This window comes from Enterobacter sp. 296B2, assembly GCF_034106185.1.
GTDB classification, from domain to species: domain Bacteria; phylum Pseudomonadota; class Gammaproteobacteria; order Enterobacterales; family Enterobacteriaceae; genus Enterobacter; species Enterobacter cloacae_N.
In genome coordinates this window covers 18,354-32,845 of record NZ_JAWNCA010000006.1, presented here as the reverse complement: position 1 = coordinate 32,845, position 14,492 = coordinate 18,354, and the positions used below count along the sequence as shown (strand labels likewise).

Genomic DNA, 14,492 nt, shown 5'->3' with positions numbered 1-14,492 from the left:
CGAAAACGTACCTTTTTCGGGGTGAAAAATCAATGAAATGGAGCCGATGTTCTCCCTCTCCCTGTGGGAGAGGGCCGGGGTGAGGGCACCAACGCGCAGAGGACCCAATCACTCCCCAAGCGTCGCCACCATCACCGCCTTAATCGTATGCATCCGGTTTTCCGCCTGGTCGAACACGATGCTTGCCGCCGACTCAAACACCTCGTCCGTCACTTCCATCCCGCCGTGCAGATCGAACTCTTTCGCCATCTGCTTGCCGAGCGTGGTCTGGTCGTCATGGAACGCAGGCAGACAGTGCAGGAACTTCACGTCCGGGTTGCCGGTCAGCGCCATCATCTGCGCGTTCACCTGATACCCGCGCAGCAGCGCGATCCGCTCCGCCCACTTCTCTTTGGCTTCGCCCATCGACACCCACACGTCGGTATAGATAAAGTCCGCGCCCTTCACGCCCGCCGCCACGTCTTCGGTCAGGGTGATCTTCCCGCCGTGCTTCTCCGCCAGCGCGCTGCACTCCGCCACCAGGCTCTCTTCCGGCCAGCAGGCTTTCGGGGCCACCAGACGCAGATCCAGCCCGGTCAGCGCCGCCGCTTCCAGCATCGAGTTGCCCATGTTGTTGCGCGCGTCGCCCGCGTAGACCAGCGTCATCTCGTTAAACGCCTTGCCCGGCAGGTGCTCCTGCATGGTCAGCAGGTCCGCCAGCAGCTGGGTCGGGTGGAACTCGTTGGTCAGCCCGTTCCACACCGGCACGCCCGCGTACTGCGCCAGCGTTTCGACCACTTCCTGGCCGTGGCCGCGATACTGAATGCCGTCGTACATCCGCCCGAGCACGCGCGCGGTGTCTTTAATTGACTCTTTATGCCCAATCTGGCTGCCGCTCGGCCCTAAATAGGTGACGCGCGCGCCCTGGTCAAATGCGGCAACTTCGAAAGAGCAACGTGTACGGGTCGAGTCTTTTTCGAAGATGAGCGCGATGTTTTTACCGGTAAGCTTCTGTACTTCCTTGCCATTTTTTTTATCGGCCTTGAGCTGTGCGGCAAGGGTCAGCAGAGAAGTGAACTGTGCAGGGGTAAAGTCGAGCAGTTTCAGAAAGTGTTTTTTGTATAAATCGGACATTTTATCCTCACATGGCGAACGCCACTTATTGAATTAAAATTCACTTTATATGTGTAATTATTCATTTGCAACCCCGTTTCACAAATCTTTCCAACAAAGGTGGAGGCAAACCCGTCCGTGTGTGAAAATAGAAGTATCTGCCGCACTTTAAAGAGGATTGAGCCATGGCAAACCCGGAACACCTGGAAGAGCAACGCGAAGAGACGCGTCTGATTATTGAAGAGCTGCTGGAAGACGGTAGCGATCCGGACGCGCTGTACACCATCGAGCACCATTTCTCTGCGGATGATTTCGACGCGCTGGAAAAAATGGCCGTGGAAGCCTTCAAGCTGGGTTACGAAGTGACCGAGCCGGAAGAGCTGGAAGTGGAAGAGGGCGACACCGTCATCTGCTGCGACATCCTGAGCGAAGGCGCGCTGAAGGCGGAGCTTATCGACGCGCAGGTAGAACAGCTGATGAACCTGGCCGAGAAGTTTGACGTGGAATACGACGGCTGGGGAACCTACTTCGAAGATCCGAACGGTGAAGACGGCGAAGAAGGCGACGACGAAGATTACGTCGACGAAGACGACGACGGCGTGCGTCACTAAGCGTTTCAGGCGGTGGCGCGCGCCCCCGCTTTTTCAAGGCAGAACCATGGATTACCCGCAGATACTCGCCCCCGTACTCAACTTCCTCCAGTGCCCGACCCCGCAAGCATGGATTGATAAAGCCCGCGACCCGGCGAACCTGCCGCTGCTGCTTACCGACCACATGGTGTGCGAGCTCAAGGCCGCCCAGACCGCGCTGCTGCTGGTGCGCAAATACGTCGCCGACGAAAGCGGTGCCGACGCGCTGCTCGACTGGCTCAAACCCTACGAACAGTTCACCTTCCGTGACGGCCCGGAGCCGGACTTCATCGCCCTGCACAAGCAGATTGGCAAAAGCGTGATGCCCAAAACCGACGACCCGTGGGGCCAGGCGCTCATCGACAGCATGGTGTTGCTGATTAAAGAGGAGCTGCACCATTTCTGGCAGGTGCGCGAGGCGATGCTGGCCCGCGACATTCCATACGTCAAAATCACCGCCAGCCGCTACGCCAAAGGGATGCTGAAGGATGTGCGCACCCACGAGCCGCTGACGCTGATCGACAAGCTCATCTGCGGCGCCTACATCGAAGCCCGCTCCTGCGAACGCTTCGCCGCGCTGGCCCCGTTCCTCGACGACGACCTGCAGAAGTTTTATCTCTCGCTGCTGCGCTCGGAAGCGCGCCATTACCAGGACTACCTGACGCTTGCCCGGCAGGTGAGCGACGACGATATCTCACCGCGCATACAGCTTTTTGGCGAAATTGAAGCCACACTTATCTCGACACCGGACCACGAGTTTCGCTTCCACAGCGGCGTGCCGGTGTAAACCGGCATAACGCAAGGATAAGGATGCGAGATGAAAAAAACGTGGATCAGTACGGTCATTGTTGTTGTCGCGGTCGCCGCCGTGGCGTTCTGGGTGTTCTTCGACAGGCAGCGCGCTCCTGAACAGCAGATGGATAACGCCCTTAACGCGATGCCCGCCTGGCAGGTGATTAAGGAGCAGGAGCCTGTGCTGCATCAGCGCATTCTCGACCAGATGGCCGCCCTGCAAAAAGCGGGCGAGCCGGAGCAGCAGATTATCGACACCATTCAGCCGCAGATCCTGCATCTGCAGATGTCGCGCCTGCAAAACGCCCCGGACGCCAACGTGGTGAACTACATGACCATCAACATGGAGCAAACCGCCGCCATCCAGAAGGTGAGCGACGACGCCTGCTTCCGCTTCCTCTACCCGATGGTGAAGGGCGGCGTGAACCCGATGCGCATGCTGGATAAAGACCTGATGGCGCGGCGCATGCAGGCCGACGCCGACATGATGCGCGCGGCCTACGGCAAAAACCGCCACACGGTGACCCCGGCCGAACGCGAGGCGGCCGTCGAGGATGTGCGACCGATTATGAAGCAACTTGCCGATAAGTACGGTGAGGACATCCAGCTGCTGCAGATGCCTGAGAAGGCGGCGGGCAAAGAGAAGCTCTCCTGCGATATGGTGCAGGAGATGTGGGCGAAGGTGCTGGCGCTGCCGGAGCAGAAGGCGGCGGGGGTGATTCGCCTGGCGGTGTCTGAGCTGGAGTAAGGAAGGGCGCTGGTTTTTTGGACACTTAGCGTAGGTTTAGCGCGTCGTCGCTTGCATGGCGGCGCGCGACAGGTATAATCCACAACGTTTCCGCATCCCCTTCAGTGCCGAAGTGGCGAAATCGGTAGACGCAGTTGATTCAAAATCAACCGTAGAAATACGTGCCGGTTCGAGTCCGGCCTTCGGCACCAAGTGATGCAATAATTAGCTACCTAAGGGTGGCTTTTTTTGTGTCCATTTACGTCCAAATTCGTCCATATCTGTCTGTAATTAAAAGATAATTTATTTTTCAGCAATAACTATTTTTGTTTTATGGTCTTTCCGTGTTGGTCATTTTTCATCCATTGACATCCACGCGATTTGGGGGCCAAATTGGGGGCTTAGACGTAGTTCGATAATAGTGAGGCCCCCAAATGGCACTAACAGATCGCGCTATAGTCCACGCCAAGCCTTGTGGCAAGCCGTATAAGCTCAGTGACTCGCATGGACTTTACCTGCAGGTTAACCCTAACGGTTCAAAACGCTGGTACATTAAGTACCGCTTTGTAAAAAAAGAGAAAAAACTCGCTTTAGGACCTTATCCGCTTTTGACGCTTGCACAGGCAAGACGCATGCGTGAAGAGGCCCAATTACTGCTGATTTCTGGCATCGATCCGAGTGCACACCGAAAGGCTGAACGCCTTGCTATGACGCCGGAACATACGTTTGAGTCTGTGGCACGCGAATGGGTCTCCAGCAATGTGAACTGGTCGGTAGAACATAAGAAGCGGGTGCTGCGTTATTTCGAGCTTTACGTCTTTCCCACGACCGGTAGCTGCGACATTACCAAAATGAAGGTCAAAGACCTGCTGGTGCCCATCAAAGAGGTGGAGAAGGCGGGCAAACTGGATGTTGCTTCCCGGCTTCAGCAGCGCACTGCCTGCGTGATGCGCTACGCCGTCCAGAACGGCATTATCGATCATAACCCTGCATCAGATTTAACCGGCGCGGTTTCCACGCCCAAAGTGCGTCACCACCCTGCACTCGATCTTAATCTTATCCCTGATTTCCTGGATAGAATCGACGATTACAAAGGCCGTCAACTGACTCAACTGGCGGTAAAGCTGGCGCTGCTGCTGTTTATCCGCTCCAGCGAACTGCGCTTTGCCCGCTGGGATGAAATTGACCTGCATAACGCCATGTGGACCATCCCCGCTGAGCGTGAGCCGATCCCCGGCGTTAAGTACTCTGCGCGCGGTGCGAAGATGCGATCTCCACATTTGGTGCCTCTATCACATCAGGCCATCGAACTGCTGCACGAGGTGCGGCAGCACTGCCGACCGGGAACTGAACTGGTGTTCCCCGGCGATCATAACTACCGCAAGCCAATGAGTGAAAACACCATTAACAAAGCACTGCGTGTGATGGGCTACGACACCCAGAAAGATGTCTGCGGCCACGGTTTTCGCACTATGGCCTGTAGCGCGCTGGTGGAGTCGGGCCTGTGGTCAAGCGATGCGGTAGAGCGCCAGATGAGCCATCAGGAGCGCAAGCGCGTGCGTGCGGCGTATATCCATAAGGCGCAGCATCTCGAAGAACGTCGGGAGATGATGCAGTGGTGGGCGGATTATCTGGATGCAAATCGGTTCAGGCATGTGGTGCCGTATGGCTTCAAAAAATCGCCTGGAGGTGCACTTGACCATATGAGCTTCCAGGAGCGCAATGACCGACAACTGGAGGAGCTGAAAGCCCGGATACTGGCCGACTCGGAATGGCTGACGGCATCTGAGCTATCGGCAAAAGCGGGTTTCCGTTCTGCCGATCCTGAGGCAGGCCCGAAAGGCTGGAAAGCCGCCGGGAAGATATTCTCGCTGAAGGTCGACGGGGAGGATTTATATCCTGATTATGTTCTGGATGAGAAAATGCGGCCTCTCAAGGTTGTAAGGTTGATACTCTCGCTGTTCAAGGAACGCAAACCGCCTTGGGGACTGGCTATCTGGTTTGGTTCGGCAAACCGCAGGTTGAGAGGTGGGAAGCCGAAAGATTTGCTGATTTCGAAGTCAGAGTTGGTTCTGATGGCGGCGCAGGATGAGGTGGAGTCGGAGGATGCTGATATTTAGTCATTATTGGAGTAGGGCTGTTTATAACTGTGGGCAACAGGGGCCCGGCATCTGTATATACTAAAAATGCTGTGGCTTAGTTTAGTCCTCTCCATGGGTAGTTAAATTTGGCCGTCCGCTAAATGCGAAAAGCTGAAGTTAATACATATTTACATACGATGAGACATGGCTACTATAGCTGTGGCTATTCCTGCTAAAATCGGACGCAACAGACTAATGTGGCTGTGCAGTTACGTAAGCTTAGCGTTCAGAAAAAATTGAGAACATAAAGTTACTCATTTATGTTAGTGTCCAAGTGAATTTGACTATTTCCGAGGTAATACATGGCCTTAGCACATTTCATGCGTGATACTTTATCCCTTGTCAAGCGGGATGGAAGCAGAACTGATGGGCTCAAAGGGAACGTTCAAAAGGATAAGATTTTCATTCATCGAAACGATATTGTTATTGGGGAAGGTGATGTTCTTATTCGTAGCATGCCACATGGTGGAGTTGAAGAGTATATCGTTGTCGAGCCTAATTTCAGGCAGGGCTTAGGGAGTATTCCCGCAGGTTATCAGGCTGAGGTTAGACGAAAGACAGAAGCAACTCCAGAGCATGTTATGTCGTCTACGTCAGCAGCGATTCCGGAGTCGGTTATTTCACTAATCCAGTCGTTCATTTCATTATGTATTACCGTTGTAAATGAAGATGCTTCGCACCCTGAGAAGCATGTTACTGCCTATCATACATTGCGCCAGAAAATCCTTGAACTGGACAATGTCATGACTATCCCCACCTGGATACGCTTCTCCCAAACCCCAGCAGCTGTGAAGAATAGCGTGGGTTTATACGTTCAGGGGGGCAGCGGTGGATGGGAGAGAAGGCGTCAATATTTACAGAGTGAAATGATAAACATGCTTTCGAGCTATAATAATTTATCGTTCTCCGGACATTCTGTTAGTCAAAATACAATCAAAACTACTGAGCAGATTAGCGGGCTAACTACAATGGGAAGTGATTCAGTACTTAATATGAAAAAGAAAGTTTTCATTGTTCATGGGCATGATGAGCACCTAAAAAATGAAGTTTTTATCTTCCTCAGTAAAGAAGGATTCGAACCTGTCATTCTTCATCATGAGATAAATGAAGGATTGACTATTATAGAAAAACTGGAAAAGCATATCGATAAGGTTTCATATGCCGTTGTGCTTTATACTGCCTGTGATAAGGGCAAAGCAAAAAATGATGTGGAATTGAGTGACCGTGCACGACAAAATGTTGTTTTCGAACACGGGTGGCTTATTTCCAAACTCTCACGTAAAAATGTCGCGGCGATCGTCGAGGAAGGTGTTGAATTTCCCGGCGACCTGTCAGGTCTTGTCAGAATACCGAAGTCTGAATGGAAGTATCAGCTCTCAAAGGAGTTAAGCGTTATCAAATAATCTCCGGTTTCTGAAACGATACCCAGAAGGTAAAACATGGCATACACCAAAAACCAGCATGTTCTTTCGCAGTGGGTTCTGCGAAACTTTCGTAGTGATGACACTGCGCTGAGTCCGAAGGATAAGCAACGTGTCTGGTGTCACGTAGTGGTGCCCAGTGCTGACGGTGAAAATGATATCAAGGATATCCCGCTACCCATATCCAGCGTAGCCATCTGTAAGGACTGTTTTCGTCTGAAGGATGGTGATACAGGTGACTTTTTTGATATTGAGCATGAACTCAGTGAGTATGAACAGGATATGTCCGTTCTTGTTCGTGAGCTTGTTCAGCATCATCAATTTTCTCGTTTGGCAAATTGCAATATACATGACTTTCCAGTGGAAAAACTTTCTAGCTTTGCTATTTTACAGATGATACTTAACCTTAATAATCCGCAAAGTCGATTTCCTGACAAGGATGAGTTAAAAGCAATCTTAATAAATCCTTTGATTAATAATATTGATGAGCATATATCAGAAGTGCTTTCACTTCCGAATACTCAACCAGCTTTTGCCTCTGAGCCTATTTACCAAAAACTGATGCGCATCGCTGGGTCTTCATCCGAGGTGGAGGAAAAAGCACATGCAATGTTTGTTCTTTATTCATTGCTTGCTCTGCAAAAAAAACCGACGCCTGTGGCAACAGCTGCTTATCTAAGGGACGAGATATTTTCTGGTATTTACAGTATTGATGTTTTTCATACCGGCCATGAATTAAATAGTACCAAACCAAGACCGGTTTTTACTGTTTCCCCCAATGTGTTTTGCCCTTTAGTTGATGAAGCTGTCATTTACTTACCCCTTTCTCATAACTTTGCTCTGCGATTTAATCAGCGGCCGGGGAAAGGTTTCTATTCGGATCCAATAATCAGAATTTTCAGTCCAGCCCCTCAGAACCTTTGTGATGAAAAATATTCTCGCGTAAAAATATATAAGTGCTCCTATGATTATATTGACCAAGTTATGTCAACCATAGATATGTACAATGTGGGATTTTCAAATATTATATATTCAAGCTGGCAGCTCAGTGATGTTGAAAACTATCTGAGGCTACAGGATGAAGATCCTGATACCTATTATCTTCCCGAACAGCCGATTCGCTGGACATCGGTTGCAGATAAAAGCTAATAGCATTTTCTACTGAACCAGTGCCCCGCTGCAGGCAACTTCATAATATGGGAAGCTAGAAGACGATCTGTTCATGGATACGATTGGTTTATTTGAGGGGAAGCTCTTTACTGACGGTTTCTACAGCTTTGTTATTGGAGGACGCTACGACGATTTAGCCTTCAACCATAAAGATGTTAGATCGCATCGGTACGAAGACTAGTGAGACGTTTTCGGCAGCACGCTCATATGTTCATAAAAACTGCTTTTATCGATACATAGCCAAAACATGTCGAAAGGGTTTCTGGTGGCAAATCGTAATTATCTGTAATGTGCCATGAACGATGCCTTTTACGTTGATACAAAAGTACATGAGTACGACAGTGGAACTGCGCAAATTCAAAAAATTTATCCCCCATAGAGGATAGATTTGAAATATCCCCTGAAGCGGATATGCTCAGAATATCTGTCATGGGGGATAAAATGAACGTAACTTCACCCAAAATGCTGGCCCAGGCAGTGAGGAATGCTCGCAAGCAACGTAAGCTGTATTAGCTCAGATCAAATTGTGACTAAAACAACTCGCGCATTTTTGATTGTAGCCATGATAATCCTGAAGTTGCCTTTCTCTCTGGATTTGTTCATAAAATTATTTTGTTCATGAATCATGAACAGTATTTTTGTGAACGATGACAGGATAGAAAGCCAATAGCCACATTAAAGTGCGCTACAATCATCAATAGTTCCGGCAAATATCTGAACTAACACTAACCAATAAGATTTACTGATTCAATTCCTGTACCAACCTGGTGTTGATATACAGTTTTTCGCGACCAACGCTCATTTCTTCCAGCACGCCTATCTCGACTAACTGTTTGAGATACGCTGATGCCGTCTGGCGTTTAGCGATACCTCGTTCAACAAGGTTATCGATCCGGCAATACGGTTGTGCATAGAGCACCTGGATGAGTTCATAGGTATAAATTTTTGGCAGCTTCTCACGTACATACTCGGTCGTTTCTGCCATCAATGCCCGAACGACCGCAATCTTATCAGTCGTCCATCGAGATGTGTTTTCTACGGCCTCCAGCATAAATAATATCCACGATTCCCAGTCTCCTTCCTCTGTTACCCTACGCAAGAGAGTGTAGTAATCACTACGTCTCTCCAGGATAAAGCGTGACAGGTACAGGATAGGCAGTGAAAGCAATTCATTTTGAATCAGGTAAAGAATATTCAGGATACGGCCTGTTCGCCCATTCCCATCCGGAAAAGGGTGGATGCACTCAAACTGATAGTGCGCAATAGCCATTTTCACCAATGGGTCTAAATCATCATCGCCATGTATGAACTGCTCCCAGTTCGCCAATAAGTTACGGATGGTATCTTCACCCACCGGGGGCGTATACACCACGCTGTTATTCTGATCGCGCAGTACCGTGCCCGGTGTTTTCCTTATATCGGTCTGAACTGCGCGTAATTTGGTGCAGATAGCGATTGCGGTGTTTGTGCAAAGTGGATAGGTCTCAAGATGGGTATAACCATCATAAAGCGCCGTACGATAACGCAATGCTTCTTTGGTTGCTGGATCTGCTCCGTCTGCACGATCAGCATACTGAAAGAGCTGATCGCTGGTCGTTACGATGTTCTCAATGCGTGAGGAATCTTTCGCTTCCAGCATCGGGAGAATGTTAATCAACAATCCCTGATCGGGGATCAACTCACCCGCCGTTTTCAGCTCTGCAATTGCCACGCGCGCATTTATACACGCTTTTAGTACATTACGTGTTTCTATCTGCTGCAGATCAGGCGGCAGTTTTGGCAGATCGTTGTAAGGGGCTTCGGGATTCCAGTTCATATGTTTATAAAAACCGATTTTATCGACATATAGACATCATATGTCGATTCTATAAGCATGTCACGGCATCATGTTTAAAAAATCGTGTTTTATCGACATATCGCCGCAACGTGTCGATGGCATAAACATGTTTTGGCTATATGTTTAAAAAAATGCGTTTTATCGACATATCCTCAGGCGCTTGGTGCAGACTGTCGGGATTTGTCTGAGAAGAGACTTCACTACCAGAGACGTATCGACCTTTAAATGGGGCTCTCGGCAAAACTTGCAAATGTGAAAAACGTCCCTATTTCATGGCTGATTAACCGCGAAATTATAGCTATGGAGGAAACTACCGATGTTACCCCGGACACACCGCCAGCTCGTGAGCGTTGAAGTGATGTGGCCTGCTCAGACGCTACCGCTTCCTCTGCAACAGGTAGTCGAAGCATTGAATCAGGGCGAAACGCCCGATCAGATTATTATCCGCATGAACCAACGGGGTCTGCTGGCGTGGCGTGAGGATGCATCCGCGCAGGATATACACGATATCTTTCAGGTACGGCTGGACAATCAGCATGAGGCGCGATTTCTCTGCCGCTACGTTACGTTGCCGCTGCACTAATGCCCCTATGCCGGTAACGTGAAATTGAATAGTGCTGTTTATTACCGGATAAATTAATATGCTATAAAATAAAGAGTTAGCATATGTCGTTTCAGGGATGATGAGTTGTAAATGAAGAAGAAACTGCCAGACCAGCTTTCCAGGGAATGCATTATTGCGGCTATGCGCGCCTATGATGAAGGTGTACACCACCAGTTCAGCGAGTCCAGGCTGTATGATGTGGTCTTTGAAGGGCGCAGTTATCCACCGAAAGCTATAGTCGGTATTGCTGCTTCAAATATGACAGGCGTTGAGTTTTCCCCTGAAGATTTTAGTGGTGGTATCAAGTCGAAATGCGTCAAGTTGCTTACCGATCAAGGGTTTCAGATCGTTGAGAAAAATTTGGGTAACGAGCAGCCTGCCATCAGTATTTTTCCTGATGAACTGCCGCCGCAGAGCGTATTTAATGAAGGTGCAGCTACGCAGGTAACGGTTAACCGCTATGAACGCGACCGTAAGGCCCGCCAGGCCGCATTAGCCTGGCATGGTTGTCTGTGCAGAGTATGTGGTATTGATATGATGAAGGTGTATGGTGAGATAGCAAAAGGTTTTATCCATATACATCACCTGATTCCGCTATCAGACATCAAAGAGAATTACTCTCTGGATCCCAAAAAAGATCTTATTCCCGTCTGCCCTAATTGCCACGCCATGTTGCATCGGCGTAATCCGCCTTTTTCGCCTGAAGAATTGAAATCAATTATTGAATATCATGCGGCTCTTTAGGTATTAAAGCCCATTCGCTGTAGCTCGGTGGAAGAGAGTATTTTGATATAAATTGCTATTCGCGCAGCAACTTCAGCCACGGATTATTCACCGGCACTTTCTCCCCCAACACCTGCTTCGGATCTTCCATCAGAAAACCTTTCAACTGACTACTTTTCTTTTGTGGAACCCGAACCTCGCAGGACCAGATAAAACTGTCATCATTACAGCGCAGGGCAAGCCCTGACTCCTGAAACATTCGCTGTGCCAGTTTCCAGCCGTCGCCGCTATCGCCTGTAGTTTCTGCTGCGTATGTCTTAAAGATCCCCGGCGAAATCAAGAAAAGATGGTTTTCCACCACATGTACCTTGCCGTTCCGGGTATTCACCGTGCCTGAAGGGTTGGTGTGGTTCTTCAGCCACTGCAGGAAATTGTTATTGTCACCAAGCCTCGGGTCGTCTGCTATCTCCGGCAGCGGTTGAGCGGGAGCGCTAAGTTCAGGAACGGGTTCAGCTTCGCTTACCGGCGTCACATCACCGGCAAAACAGGCGGGACGTTGTTCGCCTGGTTCCCATATTGCAGACGGCGTCAGGCGCAGCAGCGTCAGCGGTTCAACGGGCGACCAGCCCTTATCCGATCGGATAATGCAGCGCCAGATCGCTTTATCCTCATTGGCAACGATAAGCTGATGTGCCAGCAGTTCGTCAAACAGGCGGTTGTTATTTTCCGGTACGCTGGCTACGCCATGCTGGAGCAGCCAGGCGCGAACCCGGTCGGCGGTGGTTTTGCTGATAAGCCACAGCGCATCCTCCGTCAACCAGCCATCTGATCCGCATTCGGGATTATTGAGCCGGTACTCGTTCTGTACCAGTGAGCGTAAGGCGGTAAGAAGTTGCTGGGGGAAGGAAGAGGGCTTTTGCGCCAGCGCGGTTTTGATATCGCCGCCGAGGTATCGGGCGACAGAGGCTTTATCGGCCTGCTGTACCAGTTCCACCATCGAGCCAGCCCTTTCGTAGTGTCCGGTGAGCTGATAAATCAGGGACGCAAAAGCCGCCGGGTATCCGGCCAGCCAGTCCAGTAATGGCGAGGGTATCAACTGATTAATCAGCATTGCGCCAGCTGCCGGATGCAGATGATAGTCGCGACCGTGGCTCTCGTACTGCCAGCGATAAGGCTGTGTCAGTTTACCCTGCCACGGATGCCAGCGGGTGCCATCACGTTGATGAATCTCCATATCCACGGCGATTTTTCCCGTATCGTGCAGCAATGCCGCGCAGACCACTGCGACTGTCCATGCGCTGGCCTGTCGGGCCTGTTCTTCCGCACCCGCTTCTGGTGGCAACAGGTAACCCTGGCGCAGTCGGATGGCGTTGCAGGCAACCTCCAGCGAATGATCCAGTAGCCCACCGGGAGTGGAATGGTGATGACTTTGTGAGGCGGGCAGCAGTTGTACCAACGTGGCGAAGCGATGAATCGCCGTGAGGATCCAGCTATCAAACAGGGTATCCGGCAGCGGGGTCAGTTGCCATAACTGCTGCAAACAGGACTGGCGTAACGGTGTTGCCAACAATCGCTCTGCGGATAGTGGCGCAAACCAGCCCTCCGGCAGCGTAGCATCTGGCGCAGGTAGCTGGTTCTGGGGTGATCTTCGTAACCACTTCAGCATAATTCCCCTTTCCGGGCAGGCCCCTTTGCCCTTGTAGCCCTTCCTTTATCTTCACCATTTTTTTTCGAAGAAAAACTAGAATCTTTATAACTAAAAATAGAAAATAATGATGATAACAATTTTTATGGAGGATGTATGAAGCTAGATACTTATGAAAGAGGCTTTTATATGTCTCTATGTTCTAAAGATGAAATTGAACGTATATTTGATGTCAAAAATGAAAACGATTACCTTTTAAAATTACGAGCTAATGCAACAATTGAACACATACGGATTCATAGGGTTTTTCTTGCAAGGATGAGAGCAGGTAAAGATGATTGGTCTTTCGAAAGCAGTTTTAAGTATGATGTTTTCGAAAAATATCTGAATAATCTTTCTGATAAAGATAAAGAGTATGTTGATAGTATAGCTTCAGGTTTGGTTTTCTGTAACGATCCCAATGGGAGAATAATAAATACGCCATACGGTAATATTATCACTTTATCGGAATCTTTAAAATATTTTTTGTATTTTATGAATTTGGCCTTTGTTAATTTTAATGCTGATGTTGAAATTCCAGACAACGTAAGGTTCTGCGCACTTAAAATTGCGTTAAGAATAATGCTCAAATCAGAGTCTCTAGATTTTGACATAGACCCCAGAGGTGAAGTTCCAGAAGAAATTGAACAGGAATTATCTCGTTACATTGATGATCAAATGTTATTTCTTATAGCTCATGAGTATTCACATTATTTTTTAGGGCATATGGATAATGCTAATTTAATTGATGATGTGATGCATCATGCAATTGAAGATATTGATGGGAAAACTCCTAAGTATTTTACACATGGACAGCAACAAGAATTGGATGCAGATGTTGATGCGATAAATCGTCAGGATTTAAGTGAGCCTGCTGTTCATCGTATTGTTACTGCTGCTATTTTTTTTCTTCGCCTACATAGATATTCTTAAAAGCGTCAGGGAGCAAATTTCACCATCATTTTCTATCATCAAGACTCATCCTGATCCAACTGATAGATTAGAAAATTTAGTCAAATACTTTAAAGATAAATGCGAAATTGATAAAGAAAATATTAATATTCTTCTTCATAGCGTTGAGCTTATCAAAGACTCTTTACAGGAAGATATCGCAACTAACTTTGACAGCTGGGAACAATATGGTTCGATATATTTGGGTGAACGGCGAGGAAAGCCATTGGTAGATCGAGTTGATTACTAAATAAAAATGGTTGTCAATATTATTAAATATAAGGCCCGTTACAGGGCCTTATATTTACTTACCACCAGGCATAAAACATCAGCCTGTCTCGCTCAAAATCAAACGTCTCTAGGGTTTCCTTCACCCAGTGGGTGACGGCGCGAACGTCTTTCCAGTAGTGTTCTCCATAATCGGTATATCCATAGAAAAAGCCGTCAATCGTGGGATAAACCGCACCGCAGTTATCCGGCGTCAGGCTCTGCAGGTCGCTCAGAAGCGCCTGCAAATGTGCTTTTGTGACTTCTAACAGTACCTGGTTGCGCACCAGCCCAACGTGTTTATCCACCCATTTAAGTAGCGGGTTCACCTTGCGGAAATAACCCACTCTGGCGTACTGGCTTTCATCGGGCGCGTTTTTTGCCCGTTCGAAAAAGAAGAGATCGAGTCCCATACATTGCTCCTCAGAAAAAGGGGAGCAACTCCCCGACGGGG

14 protein-coding genes, 1 tRNA gene and 1 pseudogene are annotated in these 14,492 nt (G+C 49.0%); 11 read left to right on the top strand and 5 right to left on the bottom strand.

The window, feature by feature from the left end; all coding sequences use genetic code 11:
* Positions 1-108 precede the first annotated feature (108 nt).
* Together argF and argL are read right to left on the bottom strand one after the other, a co-directional pair.
* The gene (gene argF / locus URZ40_RS06420; protein WP_010427327.1) at positions 109-1,113 is read right to left on the bottom strand and encodes an ornithine carbamoyltransferase; all 1,005 of its coding nucleotides are present in this window, start codon (positions 1,111-1,113) and stop codon (positions 109-111) included.
* Entirely contained in the window at positions 1,083-1,178 is a 96-nt protein-coding gene (argL, locus tag URZ40_RS06415; RefSeq protein WP_213375672.1) for a putative translational regulatory protein ArgL, read from the bottom strand. Before argL ends, argF begins: the two co-directional genes overlap by 31 nt.
* A 99-nt stretch (positions 1,179-1,277) precedes the next feature.
* Here argL and rraB point away from each other — a divergent pair, with 99 nt between their 5' ends.
* From rraB to URZ40_RS06380, 7 genes and pseudogenes are all read left to right on the top strand, one after another.
* Positions 1,278-1,703 carry a ribonuclease E inhibitor RraB gene (rraB, locus tag URZ40_RS06410; protein ID WP_006810300.1) on the top strand — a complete coding sequence of 142 codons (426 nt, stop codon included), beginning with the start codon at positions 1,278-1,280 and terminating at the stop codon, positions 1,701-1,703.
* A gap of 46 nt (positions 1,704-1,749) precedes the next feature.
* Positions 1,750-2,508: a tRNA isopentenyl-2-thiomethyl-A-37 hydroxylase MiaE gene (miaE, locus tag URZ40_RS06405; RefSeq protein ID WP_320720081.1), complete on the top strand. Its 759-nt coding sequence runs from the start codon at positions 1,750-1,752 to the stop codon at positions 2,506-2,508.
* A gap of 30 nt (positions 2,509-2,538) precedes the next feature.
* Positions 2,539-3,261 carry a topoisomerase II gene (locus URZ40_RS06400; RefSeq protein WP_320720080.1) on the top strand — a complete coding sequence of 241 codons (723 nt, stop codon included), beginning with the start codon at positions 2,539-2,541 and terminating at the stop codon, positions 3,259-3,261.
* 106 nt (positions 3,262-3,367) lie between these two features.
* Positions 3,368-3,452 (top strand) — tRNA-Leu (locus URZ40_RS06395).
* Positions 3,453-3,674: 222 nt separating this feature from the next.
* A pseudogene (locus URZ40_RS06390) lies at positions 3,675-4,919 on the top strand (tyrosine-type recombinase/integrase); the annotation flags it as partial.
* 764 nt (positions 4,920-5,683) lie between these two features.
* On the top strand, positions 5,684-6,784 hold the full coding sequence (locus tag URZ40_RS06385) for a TIR domain-containing protein (RefSeq protein ID WP_182033549.1): 1,101 nt from the start codon (positions 5,684-5,686) through the stop codon (positions 6,782-6,784).
* A gap of 36 nt (positions 6,785-6,820) precedes the next feature.
* Positions 6,821-7,951, top strand: coding sequence for a DUF4238 domain-containing protein (locus URZ40_RS06380; protein ID WP_251998468.1), 1,131 nt, complete (start codon positions 6,821-6,823; stop codon positions 7,949-7,951).
* A gap of 760 nt (positions 7,952-8,711) precedes the next feature.
* On the opposite strand, the gene fic is transcribed toward URZ40_RS06380, so the two are convergent.
* Complete coding sequence (fic, locus tag URZ40_RS06375) at positions 8,712-9,788, bottom strand: protein adenylyltransferase Fic (protein WP_320720078.1); 1,077 nt, start codon at positions 9,786-9,788, stop codon at positions 8,712-8,714.
* Between the two features lie 337 nt (positions 9,789-10,125).
* Here fic and URZ40_RS06370 point away from each other — a divergent pair, with 337 nt between their 5' ends.
* On the top strand, positions 10,126-10,392 hold the full coding sequence (locus tag URZ40_RS06370) for a hypothetical protein (RefSeq protein ID WP_182033552.1): 267 nt from the start codon (positions 10,126-10,128) through the stop codon (positions 10,390-10,392).
* A 111-nt stretch (positions 10,393-10,503) separates the two neighbouring features.
* Positions 10,504-11,157: an HNH endonuclease gene (locus URZ40_RS06365; protein WP_058668489.1), complete on the top strand. Its 654-nt coding sequence runs from the start codon at positions 10,504-10,506 to the stop codon at positions 11,155-11,157.
* Positions 11,158-11,212: 55 nt separating this feature from the next.
* On the opposite strand, the gene mobH is transcribed toward URZ40_RS06365, so the two are convergent.
* Positions 11,213-12,802, bottom strand: a complete 1,590-nt coding sequence (gene mobH / locus URZ40_RS06360) for a MobH family relaxase (RefSeq protein WP_320720076.1) — start codon at positions 12,800-12,802, stop codon at positions 11,213-11,215.
* Between the two features lie 135 nt (positions 12,803-12,937).
* Here mobH and URZ40_RS06355 point away from each other — a divergent pair, with 135 nt between their 5' ends.
* A complete protein-coding gene (locus tag URZ40_RS06355) occupies positions 12,938-13,753 on the top strand; it encodes a hypothetical protein (protein WP_320720075.1) in 816 nt (271 codons plus the stop codon).
* The gene (locus tag URZ40_RS06350) at positions 13,686-14,021 is read left to right on the top strand and encodes a hypothetical protein (protein ID WP_320720074.1); all 336 of its coding nucleotides are present in this window, start codon (positions 13,686-13,688) and stop codon (positions 14,019-14,021) included. The genes URZ40_RS06355 and URZ40_RS06350 overlap by 68 nt, the downstream gene beginning before the upstream one ends.
* Positions 14,022-14,079: 58 nt before the next feature.
* On the opposite strand, the gene URZ40_RS06345 is transcribed toward URZ40_RS06350, so the two are convergent.
* Positions 14,080-14,451, bottom strand: a complete 372-nt coding sequence (locus URZ40_RS06345) for a hypothetical protein (RefSeq protein WP_009652327.1) — start codon at positions 14,449-14,451, stop codon at positions 14,080-14,082.
* Positions 14,452-14,492: the final 41 nt, after the last annotated feature.